15 protein-coding genes are annotated in these 13,079 nt (G+C 74.2%); 9 read left to right on the top strand and 6 right to left on the bottom strand.

Annotation, left to right across the window (positions count from 1 at the left end):
* Nucleotides 1-84 precede the first annotated feature (84 nt).
* Nucleotides 85-492: a VOC family protein gene (locus ACN9MS_RS17330; protein ID WP_426309658.1), complete on the bottom strand. Its 408-nt coding sequence runs from the start codon at nt 490-492 to the stop codon at nt 85-87.
* Nucleotides 493-680: 188 nt separating this feature from the next.
* Nucleotides 681-1,331 (bottom strand): hypothetical protein, encoded by a 651-nt coding sequence (locus ACN9MS_RS17325; protein WP_426309657.1) that lies wholly within the window; start codon nt 1,329-1,331, stop codon nt 681-683.
* Between the two features lie 181 nt (nt 1,332-1,512).
* Between ACN9MS_RS17325 and ACN9MS_RS17320 the strand changes: the two genes are divergently transcribed.
* From ACN9MS_RS17320 to ACN9MS_RS17300, 5 genes are all read left to right on the top strand, one after another.
* Nucleotides 1,513-1,926 carry a GntR family transcriptional regulator gene (locus ACN9MS_RS17320; RefSeq protein WP_375808258.1) on the top strand — a complete coding sequence of 138 codons (414 nt, stop codon included), beginning with the start codon at nt 1,513-1,515 and terminating at the stop codon, nt 1,924-1,926.
* Nucleotides 1,927-1,931: 5 nt separating this feature from the next.
* On the top strand, nt 1,932-2,933 hold the full coding sequence (locus tag ACN9MS_RS17315) for an ATP-binding cassette domain-containing protein (RefSeq protein WP_426309656.1): 1,002 nt from the start codon (nt 1,932-1,934) through the stop codon (nt 2,931-2,933).
* The gene (locus ACN9MS_RS17310) at nt 2,930-3,721 is read left to right on the top strand and encodes a hypothetical protein (RefSeq protein ID WP_426309655.1); all 792 of its coding nucleotides are present in this window, start codon (nt 2,930-2,932) and stop codon (nt 3,719-3,721) included. The genes ACN9MS_RS17315 and ACN9MS_RS17310 overlap by 4 nt, the downstream gene beginning before the upstream one ends.
* An 85-nt stretch (nt 3,722-3,806) precedes the next feature.
* A complete protein-coding gene (locus ACN9MS_RS17305; RefSeq protein WP_426309654.1) occupies nt 3,807-4,862 on the top strand; it encodes an ABC transporter ATP-binding protein in 1,056 nt (351 codons plus the stop codon).
* Nucleotides 4,859-5,665: an ABC transporter permease gene (locus tag ACN9MS_RS17300; protein ID WP_426309653.1), complete on the top strand. Its 807-nt coding sequence runs from the start codon at nt 4,859-4,861 to the stop codon at nt 5,663-5,665. The genes ACN9MS_RS17305 and ACN9MS_RS17300 overlap by 4 nt, the downstream gene beginning before the upstream one ends.
* A 3-nt stretch (nt 5,666-5,668) precedes the next feature.
* Here the strand turns inward: ACN9MS_RS17300 and ACN9MS_RS17295 are convergent, their stop codons facing one another.
* A complete protein-coding gene (locus ACN9MS_RS17295) occupies nt 5,669-6,559 on the bottom strand; it encodes a LysR family transcriptional regulator (protein WP_426309652.1) in 891 nt (296 codons plus the stop codon).
* Nucleotides 6,560-6,662: 103 nt separating this feature from the next.
* Here ACN9MS_RS17295 and ACN9MS_RS17290 point away from each other — a divergent pair, with 103 nt between their 5' ends.
* Together ACN9MS_RS17290 and ACN9MS_RS17285 are read left to right on the top strand one after the other, a co-directional pair.
* A complete protein-coding gene (locus ACN9MS_RS17290) occupies nt 6,663-7,238 on the top strand; it encodes a dihydrofolate reductase family protein (RefSeq protein ID WP_426309651.1) in 576 nt (191 codons plus the stop codon).
* A 256-nt stretch (nt 7,239-7,494) separates the two neighbouring features.
* A complete protein-coding gene (locus ACN9MS_RS17285; RefSeq protein WP_426309650.1) occupies nt 7,495-8,229 on the top strand; it encodes a glutamine amidotransferase in 735 nt (244 codons plus the stop codon).
* Nucleotides 8,230-8,256: 27 nt separating this feature from the next.
* Here the strand turns inward: ACN9MS_RS17285 and ACN9MS_RS17280 are convergent, their stop codons facing one another.
* Both ACN9MS_RS17280 and ACN9MS_RS17275 read right to left on the bottom strand, forming a co-directional pair.
* Nucleotides 8,257-9,198, bottom strand: a complete 942-nt coding sequence (locus tag ACN9MS_RS17280) for a sulfite exporter TauE/SafE family protein (RefSeq protein ID WP_426309649.1) — start codon at nt 9,196-9,198, stop codon at nt 8,257-8,259.
* A gap of 127 nt (nt 9,199-9,325) precedes the next feature.
* On the bottom strand, nt 9,326-9,784 hold the full coding sequence (locus tag ACN9MS_RS17275; protein ID WP_047232267.1) for an RrF2 family transcriptional regulator: 459 nt from the start codon (nt 9,782-9,784) through the stop codon (nt 9,326-9,328).
* A gap of 114 nt (nt 9,785-9,898) precedes the next feature.
* Between ACN9MS_RS17275 and ACN9MS_RS17270 the strand changes: the two genes are divergently transcribed.
* A complete protein-coding gene (locus ACN9MS_RS17270; protein ID WP_426309648.1) occupies nt 9,899-10,699 on the top strand; it encodes an alpha/beta fold hydrolase in 801 nt (266 codons plus the stop codon).
* Nucleotides 10,699-12,264 carry a SpoIIE family protein phosphatase gene (locus ACN9MS_RS17265; protein ID WP_426309647.1) on the top strand — a complete coding sequence of 522 codons (1,566 nt, stop codon included), beginning with the start codon at nt 10,699-10,701 and terminating at the stop codon, nt 12,262-12,264. Before ACN9MS_RS17270 ends, ACN9MS_RS17265 begins: the two co-directional genes overlap by 1 nt.
* On the opposite strand, the gene ACN9MS_RS17260 is transcribed toward ACN9MS_RS17265, so the two are convergent.
* Nucleotides 12,238-12,735 (bottom strand): NUDIX hydrolase, encoded by a 498-nt coding sequence (locus ACN9MS_RS17260; protein ID WP_426309646.1) that lies wholly within the window; start codon nt 12,733-12,735, stop codon nt 12,238-12,240. The two genes, ACN9MS_RS17265 and ACN9MS_RS17260, sit on opposite strands and share 27 nt — an antisense overlap.
* Nucleotides 12,736-13,079 lie beyond the last annotated feature (344 nt).

The raw sequence follows: 13,079 nt of genomic DNA, 5'->3' as shown, positions 1-13,079 counted from the left end.
ACGAGAGCCCTGGTCCTGGACCAGGGCTCTCCGTCGTTCCAGGAACCGGTCGCGGCGGCGGGGCCGCGCGTGGACCGGCCGTGCTCAACCCTCGACCAGGCGTGCCATGTTCTCGCCGTCGGCGAGGCCGACGATGTTGCCGGCCGGGTCGGTGAACCAGGCGCCGTCGCCACCCTCCATGAAGCCGCGCACGATGCCCTTCTCGTCCTGGTCGAACCCCTCGTAGCGCTCGAACGTCACGCCCTTCGCGGTGAGCTCGTCGACGACCTGGTCCACGTCGTCGACGGTGAGGTGCATGACCGTGAAGGCGGCCGGCCGATGGTCCTCCTTCGGGTACACGAACACGTCCGAACCGCCGCCGAGGTGCAGCACCAGACCGCCCCCGTCGTCGAGTGCCGTGACGGGGAGCCCGAGGGTTCCCCCGTAGAAATCGCGCGCCGCGTCCAGGTCGTCCGCCGAGAAGCTGGAGAACCCGCGCCGAATGGTGACCATCGTCGTCTCACTCCTTCGTGACCGCCGGCGGCCGGAGGGCGTGACCCGCCGCGGACGCCAGATCTCTCCAGGGTCCCACCACTGCGTCGTGACCGACAGGGTCCGAGGGCGATCGACCACCACCTGCGCACGACGGTGCGCGTCGTCGGGCGTCCGGCGTCCGGCGTCCGGCAGGATCCAAAGCGCCGTCAGGTCGCCGGGCGTCGTCCGAGCGTCGGTGCGATGGCCCACATCGCCGTGGCGGCGAGCACGTGCCAGATCGCGTGACCCTGCGGCTCGACGCCGAACCACCCGGCCGTGTCGCACGGCCAGCCCGTCCGGGTGAAGGTGCTGACGGCGCCGCCTGCGGCGAGGAGCGCGATGGTGACGACGAGGCGCCGACGGACGGCGGGGCGGTACCACGCGCGCAGGGCGCTCGTCCCCACGGCGGTGACGGAGACGGCCCACTGGTAGTAGGTCGACGCCTGGGGCGTTGTCGCGGCGATCGCGACGTCGACCAGGGTCGGCGCGAGCCACCACCAGGTGCGCAGGCGGCGGCCGGTCAGGTCGGAGACCGCGTCGGCCGTGACCAGCGCCAGAGCGCCGAAGAGCGGCGGGTCGTGGGCGACCGGGTTCCACGACGGTGCGGGGCCGTGCTGGACGACCGACCCGAACCCGACGAGGACTGCCAGGACGCCCATCGTCACGCGGGGCGCGACGGGGCTGGTGCCGTCGGGCCGCCGGGCTGCCTGCCGCGCCCCGACGAGGATCGCCACGCCCGCGACGACGAAGGCCAGGCTCGTCACGGTGCTGAGCGGCTCGGCGAACGGGGCGGTTCCGGCGTACTCGCAGTCGTCCACGGCATCCCTCCCGGTCGGCCTCCTCTCCAGGATTGTGCGTCGGGGCCCCGGTCCCTGCCCGAGATCTACGGTGCCGCGCCGGGCACGGCCGCGAGCAAGGGCTTGCGCCTTCCACGGCATCTGTGGTTCATTAGTGGAGTAATGAACCACAGAACACGCGAGGCGGGAGAGGATGGGGCCCATGTTCGACGGACCGGAGCCCATCTACCTCCAGATCGCGCAGATGATCCGGGCGCAGGTGCTCGCGGGCGAGCTCGCGGAGGAGGAGCAGGTCATGTCGACGACGCAGTTCGCGACGACGTTCCGCATCAACCCGGCGACGGCCGCCAAGGCGTTCGCCGGCCTGGTCGACGAGGGCGTCCTCTACAAGCGGCGCGGGCTCGGCATGTTCGTCGCCCCGGGGGCGCGCGAGCAGCTCCTCGCCGACCACCGCGCCCGCTTCTTCGACGAGGTCCTCGCGCCCGCGCTCGCGCAGGCGGACCTCCTCGACATCCCGACGGCCGAGATCGTGGACTACGTCCTCGGCCGGCCGCGGCCCGCCGGCGCGTCCGGTGACCCTCGCACCGGCCCGACCACCGACCCCACCCCGAGGTGAGACCCGTGACCGCCCGGCCCGCCCGCCGCACCACCGCCGACCAGAGCCCGTCCGCCCGGACCGCGTCCACGGCCCCGGAACCCTTCGCCGCCGAGGTGCGCGACGTCGTCGTGCGCTACCCGCGCAGCAGCGACGACGTCCCCGCGCTGGACGGCGCGACGCTCACGGTCCGCCCCGGCGTCATCACCGGCCTCCTCGGGCGGAACGGCGCCGGGAAGACGACGCTCGCCGCCCTGCTCGCGGCCTTCCGCCGGCCCACGGCCGGGACGGTGCGCGTGGGCCGGCCGGACGAGCTCGAGGACCCGTTCGAGAACGTGTGGGCGACCATGCACACGCAGCTCGTCCGTGAGAGCGGCGACGTGTGGGAGACCGACAAGGCCCGCGACACGCTCGAGTACTACGCGGACCTGCGCCCGCACTGGGACGCCGACCTCGCCGCTCGCCTGCTCGACGAGCTCGAGGTCGACGTCCGCAAGAAGCCGACCGAGATGTCGCGCGGCAAGCGGTCCGCGCTCGGCGCGGTCGTCGGCCTCGCCTCGCGCGCGCCCCTGACGATCTTCGACGAGGTCTATCTCGGCATGGACGCCCCGAGCCGCTACGCGTTCTACGACGCGCTCGTCGCCGACTACGCCGAGCACCCACGCACGGTCCTGCTGTCGAGCCACCTCATCACCGAGGTGGAGCGGCTCTTCGAGGACGTCGTGATCATCGACCGGGGGCGTGTCCTGCTCGCCGAGAACGCCGACGACGTCCGGGCCCGGGGCGTGAGCCTCACCGGCCCGACCGAGGTGGTCGAGCGGCACGCGGCCGGTCGCGAGGTGCTCGCCCGGCAACGGCTCGGCGGCACGGCGCAGGTGACACTCTTCGGCACGTTCGCCCACGACGAGCGCGCCGCCGCGGTGGAGGCTGGGCTCGAGGTCGGCGCCGTGCCCGTGCAGGACCTGTTCGTCCACCTGACGCGCAACGGGCGCTCGGGTTCCGAGGCTGGGACGGAGACCGAGCGATGACCGCCACGACCCACCGCGGCGCCGAGCGCCGCGCCCTCGAGTCCGCCGCCCACCGGCGCGGCGTCAACGCGGTCGCCTGGTACTTCATCGTCGGCACCTGGTACGTCGGGGTCTGGTTCTGGGCCATCGCGCTCGCCGTCGGTGCGCTCGTGCTCTGGATCATGGAGCGCAACGACGACGTGAGCATCGAGGCGGTCGGAGGAGTCGCCGGCTCGGCGAAGTTCTTCCTCTTCGTGATGGGCATCATCCTGCCCCTCATGACGATCGCCGTGCACGTCGCGTCGGGCGGCACGCGCCGCTCGTACACGCACGGGCTGTGGATCGGCGCGGCCGTGTCGGGCATGACGTTCGGCGTCGCGGCGGCGCTCGTGAAGTGGGGCGAGTGGGCGCTGTTCCGCCGCTCGGGCTGGCCGACCGAGCCGGAGCTCGCGCAGCTCTACGTCGACGGCTCGCAGGTGGGCCTGGCGATCCTCGTCGAGGGGCTCTTCTGCGTCGTGTACTACCTGGCCGGGATGGTCATCGCCGCCGGCTTCTACGGGTTCGGGTTCCTGCGCGGGGTGCTCCTCGTGCTCGCGTCGCTCGTGCCCGTGGTGGTCAGCGAGATCTTCCTGCGCTCCGGGTTCTTCGGCCACGCGCTCGCGCGCGTCGTCGGTCTCGACGGCACCCCCGTCGCGCTCGCCGTCCTCGGCGGGACCCTCGGGGTCGTGCTCGCCGCCCTGCTCCTCCGCCTCGTCCTGCGGGGCGTCGCGATCCAACCGGTCGAGTTCGCCGCCAGCGCGAGCGCCTGACCGGCCCGCAGCACCACACACCGAAGCCCTCCCGGGCGGCGCGCCGCGCCGTCCGTGGGTGGCGCACACCCTCCAGGAGGCCAGCATGAGCACCGCTCCACCGCCCACCGGCGGCGCGACCGTCGCGTCGCCCGCCCCGACCGCCGACGCGCAGGCCGGGACGCCGCCGGTCGTCGAGGTCCGGAACCTGCGCAAGACCTACCCGGGGCCCCGTGGCTCCGACGCCCGCAAGGTCGCCGTCGAGGACGTGAGCTTCACCGTGGCGCCGGGCGAGATCTTCGGCATCCTCGGCCCGAACGGTGCCGGCAAGACCACGACGGTCGAGTGCCTCGCCGGGCTGCGCGAGGCGGACGGTGGTGCGATCCGCGTCCTCGGGGTCGACCCGCAGGCCGACCCGGCCGCGGTGCGCGACGCCGTCGGCGTCCAGCTCCAGGAGGCCGCGCTCCACGAGAAGATCACGGTCGAGGAGGCGCTGCGCCTCTTCGCGTCCTTCTACGAGGCCCCGTCGGACGTCGAGGAGCTGCTCGACCTCCTCGACCTCGCCGAGCACCGGCGCGTCGCGTTCGGCAAGCTCTCAGGCGGGCAGAAGCAGCGCCTGTCGATCGCGCTGGCGCTCGTCGGCGACCCGCGCGTCGCGGTCCTCGACGAGCTGACGACCGGCCTCGACCCGGCCGCCCGCCGGGCGACCTGGGAGCTCGTCGAGCGCGTGCGCGACCGCGGCGTGACGATCCTGCTCGTCACGCACTTCATGGAGGAGGCGGAGCGCCTGTGCGACCGGCTCGTCATCATCGACGGCGGCCGGGTCGTCGCGCAGGGCACGCCCGCGGAGCTCATCGACTCCGTCGACACGGCGCGCACCGTCCGCCTGCGGGTGCCCCCGGCCGACCACGACCTCGCGCTCCACACGCTCGCCGGGCTGGCCGACGTCGAGCACGTGGAGGTGGACGGCCGTGAGATCGAGGTGACCGGGACGCGCCGGGTGCTGCTCGCCGTCGTGCTCGCGCTCGCCGAGCAGGAGATCGTGCCCGACGACGTCCGGACCGTCACGCGGACGCTCGAGGACGTGTTCGTCGCCGTGACCGGCCGGACCTACGACCACGCCGCTGACTCCGCGGCCCCGCACGAGGGAGACGAACGATGACCGCCGCGACCACGACCCTGCCCCGCGTCCCGACCGCCCGTGCGGGGTGGCGAGGCTTCGGGACGCTCCTGCGGACCGAGGCCCGCCTGTTCCTGCGCGACGGCACGGCCGTGTTCTTCGCGCTCGTGTTCCCCACGGTCCTGCTCGTCGGCGTCGGGCTGGCGATCCCGGGCATGCGCGAGCCGATCACGGGGGCGGGCGCGCCCTGGGACGGCCTGACGGCGATCGCGACCTACGTGCCGATCGTCCTCGCCGCCGCGGTCGCGACGCCTGCGCTGACGACGATGCCCGTGACCTTCGCGACCGCCCGCGAGAAGGGGCTGCTCCGCCGGCTCTCGACGACCCCCATGCGCCCGCAGGGCGTCGTCGTCGCGCACCTGCTCATCAACCTCGGCGCGATCGCCGTGTCCGCGGTGCTCGCGCTCGTCGTGGGCCAGGTCGTGTTCGGCCTCGCCGCGCCCGTCAGCCCGCTGACGGTCGTGCTGGCCTTCGTGCTCACGGTCCTGTCCATGCTCTCCCTCGGCATGGTCGTCGCGGCGGTCGCCGCCAAGGGGAGCACCGCGTCGGCGATCGGTAACCTCGTCTACTTCCCGATGCTCTTCCTCTCGGGCATGTGGACGCCGGGGCCGATCATGCCCGACGTCGTGCGGGACATCGGGCAGTTCTCCCCGCTCGGGGCGGCCGCGCAGGCGATGTCGGCGGGCTGGTTCGAGACGGAGGTCCCCACGCTCCAGCTCGTGGTGATGGCCGCGTGGACCGCCGTGCTCCTCCCGCTCGCGGTGAAGCTCTTCCGCTGGAGCTGAGCCTCAGATCGCCCGCGAGCCCAGCTCGCGGGCGATCTCGGCGAAGGCGCGGACCTCGGCGGTCTCCCGGTCGCGCGACCAGACGAGCACCCACTCGGTGTCGGGGACGTCGACGATCGGCACGTAGACGACGCCCGGGTGCGTGTAGTACCGCCGGACGTGCGCGTTGAGCGGGGTGACCGCCTCGCCCGAGGCGACCGCCGTGAGCACCTCGTGGAACGTGCGCGCGACCGGCCCGCGCAGCACGGGTCGCCCGGCGGGCGTGCGGCGGGGCACCATCGCCTCCTCCCAGTACGAGGGGACGCCGGCGCCGAGGTCGAGCACGGCGTGGTCCCCGAGGACCTCGACCGAGACGCCGTCCTCGCCCGCCAGCGGGTGGCCCGCCGCGACGGCGAGGACGCGGCCCTCCGTGAGCACGCGCGGCCCCACGACGACGTCGGGCTCGCGGACGGGCGACCAGGTCACCTGGAGGTCGGCCACGCCCTCGCGCAGCGACCCGAACGGGTCCGAGAAGTGGAACTCACGACGCTCGACCGAGCACCCCGGGTGCCGGGCGGTGAACTCGTCGACCACCGGACCGAGCTCGTGGCCGACGATGCCCATCGCGGCGACGCGCAGGACCCCGGTGGGGCGCTCGCCGGTGCGGCTGGCCGCGGCGATGCCGGACTGGATGAGCTCGTACCCCTGGCGCAGGTCGTCGCGCAGGCGGGCGCCCACCGGCGTGAGCTCGACGCGACGGCTCGTGCGCTCGAACAGGGTGGTCCCCATGCGGCGCTCCTGCCGGCTGATCGCCTGGCTGACGCGGGCGGGGGAGACGTGGAGCCGTTCCGCGGTCCGGCCGAAGTGCAGCTCGTCCGCGAGCGTCAGGAAGATCTCGATGTCCCTCAGGTCCACGCAGCCACCTCTGCCTCCGTCTCCGCGCACCGTTCACGCCGGGTGAACGATCGCCCCAGCATGCGTCATTGATCACGTATCGGCGGAATCCGAGGCTGGAGCCATGAGACGACTCACCTACTTCGTGGCCCTCTCCATCGACGGCTTCCTCTCCGGTCCCGACGACGAGGTCGACTTCTACCCGTCCTCCGACGCCTACAGCGCCCGCATGATCGACACGTTCCCGGACGTCCTGCCCACGCACGGGCGCCGCCAGCTCGGCGTCGACGACCAGCCCAACCGGACATTCGACACCATCGTCATGGGCCGGCGGACCTACGAGCCCGCGCTCGTCCTCGGGATCACGAGCCCGTACGCGCACCTGCGCCAGTACGTCGTCTCGACCTCGCAGCCCGAGCTCGATCCCGCGGTGACGATCGTGCGTGACGACCCGGTCGGGCTCGTGCGCGCGCTCAAGACCGAGGACTCCCCGCTCGACATCTACCTCGCGGGCGGTGGCGTCCTCGCGGGTGCGCTCCTCGACGAGATCGACCGGCTGGTCGTCAAGCTCTACCCGGTGGTCGCGGGCGCCGGGCGGAACGCGTTCGGCGCGGCGGGGTTCCGGCCGACCACCTACGACCTGACCGACGTCGCCACGTTCGACGGCGGTAACGCCGTCCTCACCTACGACCGTGCCTGAGCGCGTCCCCGCGCGCGTGCTCCGGCACCGTGCCTCGCTCCTCACGTCGCGAGCGGTCGTGACGGTCCGGCTCCTGCGACCGCGCTGCCGCCGTCGTGCGCGCCGTCGGGCGGGGGCCGGGGACCCCGGCGCGGTCGTCGACGGTGCGCTCGTCGACCCGGACGGCGCCTCCGGTCCCGACCGCGACGCCGGTCCCGACCGCGGCCGCCCGCGCCACCCCGGGCGAGGCCACGACGACGCACCTAGCCTGGCCGGCATGAGGCCGTTCCTGCTGCTCGCGTCGCGGTCGGAGGACCCCGCCGCGGACGGCGAGCACGCCGCCGTGCTCCGGTACTCCGGGCTCGGCGCGGACGCGCTCCACCGCGTCCGGATGGAGGCAGGGCCGCTGCCGGCGATCGACCTCGACGCGTACTCCGGGGTGATCGTCGGCGGCAGCCCGTTCGACTCGTCGCTGCCCGAGGCGGACAAGTCGCCGACCCAGCGCCGCGTCGAACGGGAGCTCGCGCCGCTCCTCGACGAGATCGTCGAGCGCGACGTCCCGTTCCTCGGCGCGTGCTACGGCGTCGGGACGCTCGGTCTGCACGAGGGGGCGGTCCTCGACGACACCTACGCCGAGCCCATCTCGCCCGTGACGATCCGGCTCACCGGCGAGGGCCGCGCCGAACCGCTGCTCGCCGACCTGCCCGACGCGTTCGAGGCGTACGTCGGGCACAAGGAGGCCGTGCGGGAGCTGCCGGCGCACGCGGTGCTGCTCGCGACGTCGGACGCGTGCCCGGTCCAGATGTTCCGGGTCAAGGAGAACCTCTACGCGACGCAGTTCCACCCCGAGCTCGACCTGGAGGGGATCCTCACGCGCATCGGCGTCTACCGGGACTACGGGTACTTCGCGCCCGAGACGGCGGGCGACGTCGAGGCGACGGTCCGCCGCGGCGACGTCTGGGCGCCGCACCGCATCCTCGCGGCGTTCGTCCGTCGTTACGCGCGCGACTGACGAGCAAGCGCTCGGCGTGCGCCCGGGTCAGCGGGCGACGGGCTCCGGCTGCGGCGCGGGCGAGTCGGCCGCCGCGTCGGCGGCGGTCGTCGCGGCCTCGAGCGCGACGGCGCGGCGGTGGGCCCGGACAGACCAGGCGACGGCTGCGGCCCACACGACGGCGACGAGCCCGAGCGCGACGCCCTGGACAGCGCCGCTCGCGTCGACCCAGTCGGAGCGCAGCAGCGTGCGGACGTTGGTGAGGACGATGACGCCACCGACCGCCGAGCCGAGGATCCGCGGCGGCAGGAGCCGCACCAGCCAGGCCGCGATCGGCGCGGCGACCAGGCCGCCGAGCAGCAGCGCGCCCACCCACAGCAGGTCGATGCCCTGCGAGCCCAGCGAGACGAGGAACCCGAGCGACGCCGCGATCGCGACGAGGAACTCGCTCGTGTCGATCGACCCGATGACCTTGCGCGGCTCGATGCGTCCCGACGCGAGCAGCGCCGGCGTCCCCACGGGGCCCCAGCCGCCGCCGCCCGTGGCGTCGACGAAGCCCGCGACCAGGCCGAGCGGAGCGAGGAACCGCTTGCGCAGCGGCAGACCCTGGCGCCCCTTCGGCAGCCCGACGAACGTGAACCGCGACAGCACGTACACACCGAGTGCCAGGAGGAGCAGCGACATGACCGGCGCGGCGAGCTCCGTCGACAGGTTCGACAGGAACGTCGCGCCCGCGAACGCGCCGATCGCGCCGGGGACGCCGATCCGCACGACGACCTTCCAGTCCACGTTCCCGAACCGCCAGTGCGCCGCACCCGACGCGAGCGTCGTCCCGATCTCCGCCAGGTGGATCGTCGCCGACGCCGCCGCGGGGTTCGTCCCGATCGCGAGCAGGAGCGTCGTGGACGTCACGCCGTACGCCATGCCGAGGCTGCCGTCGACGAGCTGCGCACCGAGGCCGACGAGGGCCAGCAGGATGAGGGTCCGCACCGCGTCTCCTTGCTCGGGTGGCCGGGGCGGCCCCGACGTGTCCTGACAAGGTTGACCGAACGAGTCCAGTATGTGAAGCGCCGACCACATCGTGGGCCAGTGTTAACGGCCGCGAGGGCTCAGCAGGTCAGGGGTTCTCCCAGGCGTCGGCGCGGGCGGCGAGGGCGTGGACGTCGTCGGGGAGGTCGCGACGGACGACGTCGTCGATCGTGACGCGGTCGAGCACGTCGCGGACGCTCGCGCGGAGCGCGACCCAGACCTCGAGGAGCGCGGCCGCGGAGCCCTCGTACTCCAGGCTCGGGGGGCGCTCGTCGCGCACGGTGACGAGCGGTCCGTCCACGGCGCGGAAGACGTCGGCCAGGGTCACCTCGGACGCGGGGCGGGCCAGGCGGTGGCCGCCGGAACGGCCGCGGACGCTCGCGACGATGCCGGCGCGGCGCAGGTCGCCGAGGATCCGTTCGAGGAAGCTGACGGGCAGGCCCTGGCCCGCCGCGAGGTCCTCCGCCCGCACGGGGTCGCCGTGGGGGGACGCGGCGAGCTCGGCGCACGCCCGAACCGCATAGTCAGCCTTCGCCGAGACACGCATGGGGACATTGTGCCGTGCGGACGGTCACGGACGGTGGTGCGCCGTCGCTCCCGGGCACGATCTCACCCGCGCGGGCCGTGCTCACCGGATCGGGTTCCCCCTACGCTGTCACCCGTGGACGTGCGCGAACGCAACAACGTGCGGGTCATGGGGCTGCACGACGGCCCGACGATGGTCTTCGCGCACGGCTTCGGTTGCGACCAGTCGATGTGGCGCTTCGTCGCGCCCGTCTTCGCGGCGGACCACCGGGTCGTGCTCTTCGACCACTCGGGGTGCGGCGCGTCCCACCCGGCCTCGTGGGACCCCGCGCGGCACGCGGAGCTGGGTGGCTACGTCGCGGACCTGGTCGAGGTCGTGGAGGACGTCGCAGACGAGCCGGTGATCCTCGTGGGCCACTCGGTGAGCGCGGTGATCGCGCTCCTCGCCGCGGCGGACCGGCCCGACCTCGTCGACCGCCTGGTGCTGGTCGGGCCAAGCCCCCGGTACATCGACGACGAGGGGTACCGCGGCGGCTTCTCCGCGGAGGAGATCGACGAGCTCCTCGAGACGATGGACGCGAACTACCTGGGCTGGACGCAGGCGATGGCGCCGGTGATCGTCGGCAACCCCGACCGTCCGGCGCTGGGAGACGAGCTCGCCGAGGTCTTCCGCCGGAACGACCCGGCGATCGCGCGCCAGTTCGCGCGCGTGACGTTCCTCGGCGACAACCGGGCGGACCTGGAGCGGGTGCGGACCCCGAGCCTCGTCGTGCAGAGCCGGGAGGACGTCATCGCCCCGCAGACGGTGGGCCGGTACGTGCACGCGCACCTGCCGGGGAGCGAGCTCGTCGTCATCGACTCGGTCGGGCACTGCCCCAACCTCTCGCACCCGGCGCTCCTCGTGCGGGCCATGCGCGACTGGCTCGGGGGCACCTGATGGTGATGTCGCGCGGCGAGCGCTGGGTGCTCGCTCCCGTCGCGCTCCTGCTCCTCGACGCGGAGGGGCGGGTGCTCGACGTGAACGACGAGCTCCTGCGGCTCCTGGACGTGCCCGACGTCGAGGCGGTCGCAGGCCGCCGGCTCGCCGACCTGCTGACGGTGGGCGGCCGCATCTACTGGGAGACCCACCTCGGCCCGCGCCTCCACATCGAGGGGCGGGTCGACGAGGTCGCGGTGGAGCTGCGCACGCCGCGGGGTCGGGAGCCGGTGCTGCTCACCGCGATCGGGCGCGAGGTCCGCGGCGAGCGGCTCGTCGAGGTCGCGATGCTGGGGGCGCGCGAGCGGTCCCGCTTCGAGCAGGAGCTCGTGGCGGCCCGGCGTGCGGCGGAGGAGGCCGAGCGGCGGGTGCGCCTGCTGCACGGCATCGCCGCCGACCTGGCGAGCGTCGCCGGTCTCGACGGCGTCGCGTGGGTCCTGCTCCGTGCGGCGGTGACGATGCTCGGGGCAGGGGATGCCGCACTCTGGACGCCCCAGGAGGGCGGGCCGCTCCGCCGGTGGGGCGGCGCCGCGGGCGTGGTCGCCCCGACGATCGACGAGCTGGCCGAGCCGGGCGTGCGCGCGGACGGGACCGTCGTCGTCCCGCTGCGCACCGCGGGTGCGCTGCTCGGCGTCCTCGCCCTGGAGCCCCGCCGGGCGGCGGGCTCCGAGCCCGTCGACCTCCGCACCGCCGCTGCGGCCGGGCAGCTCGCCGCGCTCGCGCTCGCGCGCGCCACGACCCACGAGCAGAGCGTGTCGGTCGCGAGCGAGCTGCAGGGCGCGATGCTCTCGGGCGGGATCGTCGCCGACCCCCACGTGGACATCGCGGCCTGCTACCGCCCGGGGGTCCACGACCTGCAGGTCGGCGGCGACTGGTACGACACGTTCCGCGTCGCCCCGGACGTCGTCGCGCTCTCGGTCGGGGACGTGGTGGGGCGCGGGCTCAAGGCCGCGACCGCGATGGGACAGCTCCGGACGGCGGTCCGCGCGGCGTCGGACACGGGCCTGCCGCCGGAGGAGGTGGTGGAGCGGCTCGACCGCTTCGTCGACCGGACGGGGACCGGCTTCATGGCGAGCCTCGTGTACGGGGAGCTCGAGCTGCTCGAGGGTGTGTTGCGCTACACGTGCGCCGGTCACCTGCCGCCCCTGCTCGTGCGCGCGGACGGGTCGGCGGGCTACCTGTGGGAGGCGCGGTCCACACCGTTGGGCGTCCGGGGCACGACGCCGCGCGTCGCCGACACCGTCACGCTCGCCCCGGGCGACCTGCTGCTCCTCTTCACCGACGGCGTCGTCGAGCGCCGCGACCGGCCGCTCGCGCTCGCGCTCGACGAGCTCGCGGAGATCGTCACGAACGCGCTCGGGGCCGGGCTGGGCGGTGCGGAGCTGCTCGAGGCCGTCGTCGCGCGCGCCCCGGAGGACGACGACGCGTGCCTGCTCGCGGTGCGCTGGCTCGGCCCGGAGGCATCGGGCGCGTCCGCGACGGAGACGTCGCGCGTGGCGTCAGCGGACGAAGAAGGGGCCGGCTGAGGGGTCGGCGAGCCTGCCGAGCGCGTGGCCGAGGCGCTCGACGGTGGAGCGCGCGAGGTCGTCGGGCAGGTCGTCCGGGGCGAACCACGCGACCGCGAGCGACTCGTCGTCCGCGACGTGCGCCGCCGCCGCGGCCGCCCGCGACACGGGGCGGCACAGGAACGCGAGGTCGAGGTACTGCGAGCGGTCGCCGTTCGGGTACTCGACGGGCTCGGTGACCGTGACCGCGACGAGCGTGTCCACGACGACCTCGACGCCGGTCTCCTCCCGCACCTCGCGCGCGAGCCCGACCGCCGGGTCCTCGCCCGGCTCGAGGATCCCGCTGATCACGGCCCACTGCCCGGTGTCGGCGCGCTGCCCCAGCAGCAGGCGGCCGTCGTCGTCCACCACGACGGCCGACACCCCCGGCATCCACAGCAGGTCGGTCCCGACGCGGGACCGCAGGGCGGCGACGAACTCGGGGATCGGCATGTCCCGAGCCTAGGCGGGCGCGGCGGTCGGGCCCACCGGGCCATGGCCCCGGCCGACCGGTCCGTGAGACGCGCCGTCCGGCCCTCGGAGCCCCTGTGCTACGGTCACCTCGTGACTTCTCAGTGGTATTGGCGCTTTACGCAGGCTCCCGGTGGGGCCGTGCGGGCGTTCGCCTGACCACAGATCACCACCCGGAGCCAGCACAGGGCCTTGGACGCGGACCGCGTCCGGGCCCTTCGTCGTGAGACGGGCCGCTCCGGGACCACGGGCGGCAGCAGGCCGGTGGAGCGCCGCTGGGCACCCGACTCACGGCGGTCCCAGACCCCGCCGCACAGACCAGGAGC

Source organism: Cellulosimicrobium sp. E-16 (assembly GCF_049913115.1).
Classification (GTDB): domain Bacteria; phylum Actinomycetota; class Actinomycetes; order Actinomycetales; family Cellulomonadaceae; genus Cellulosimicrobium.
Note: the sequence above shows the minus strand (reverse complement) of the source record. Positions and strands in the feature narration are given on the sequence as shown.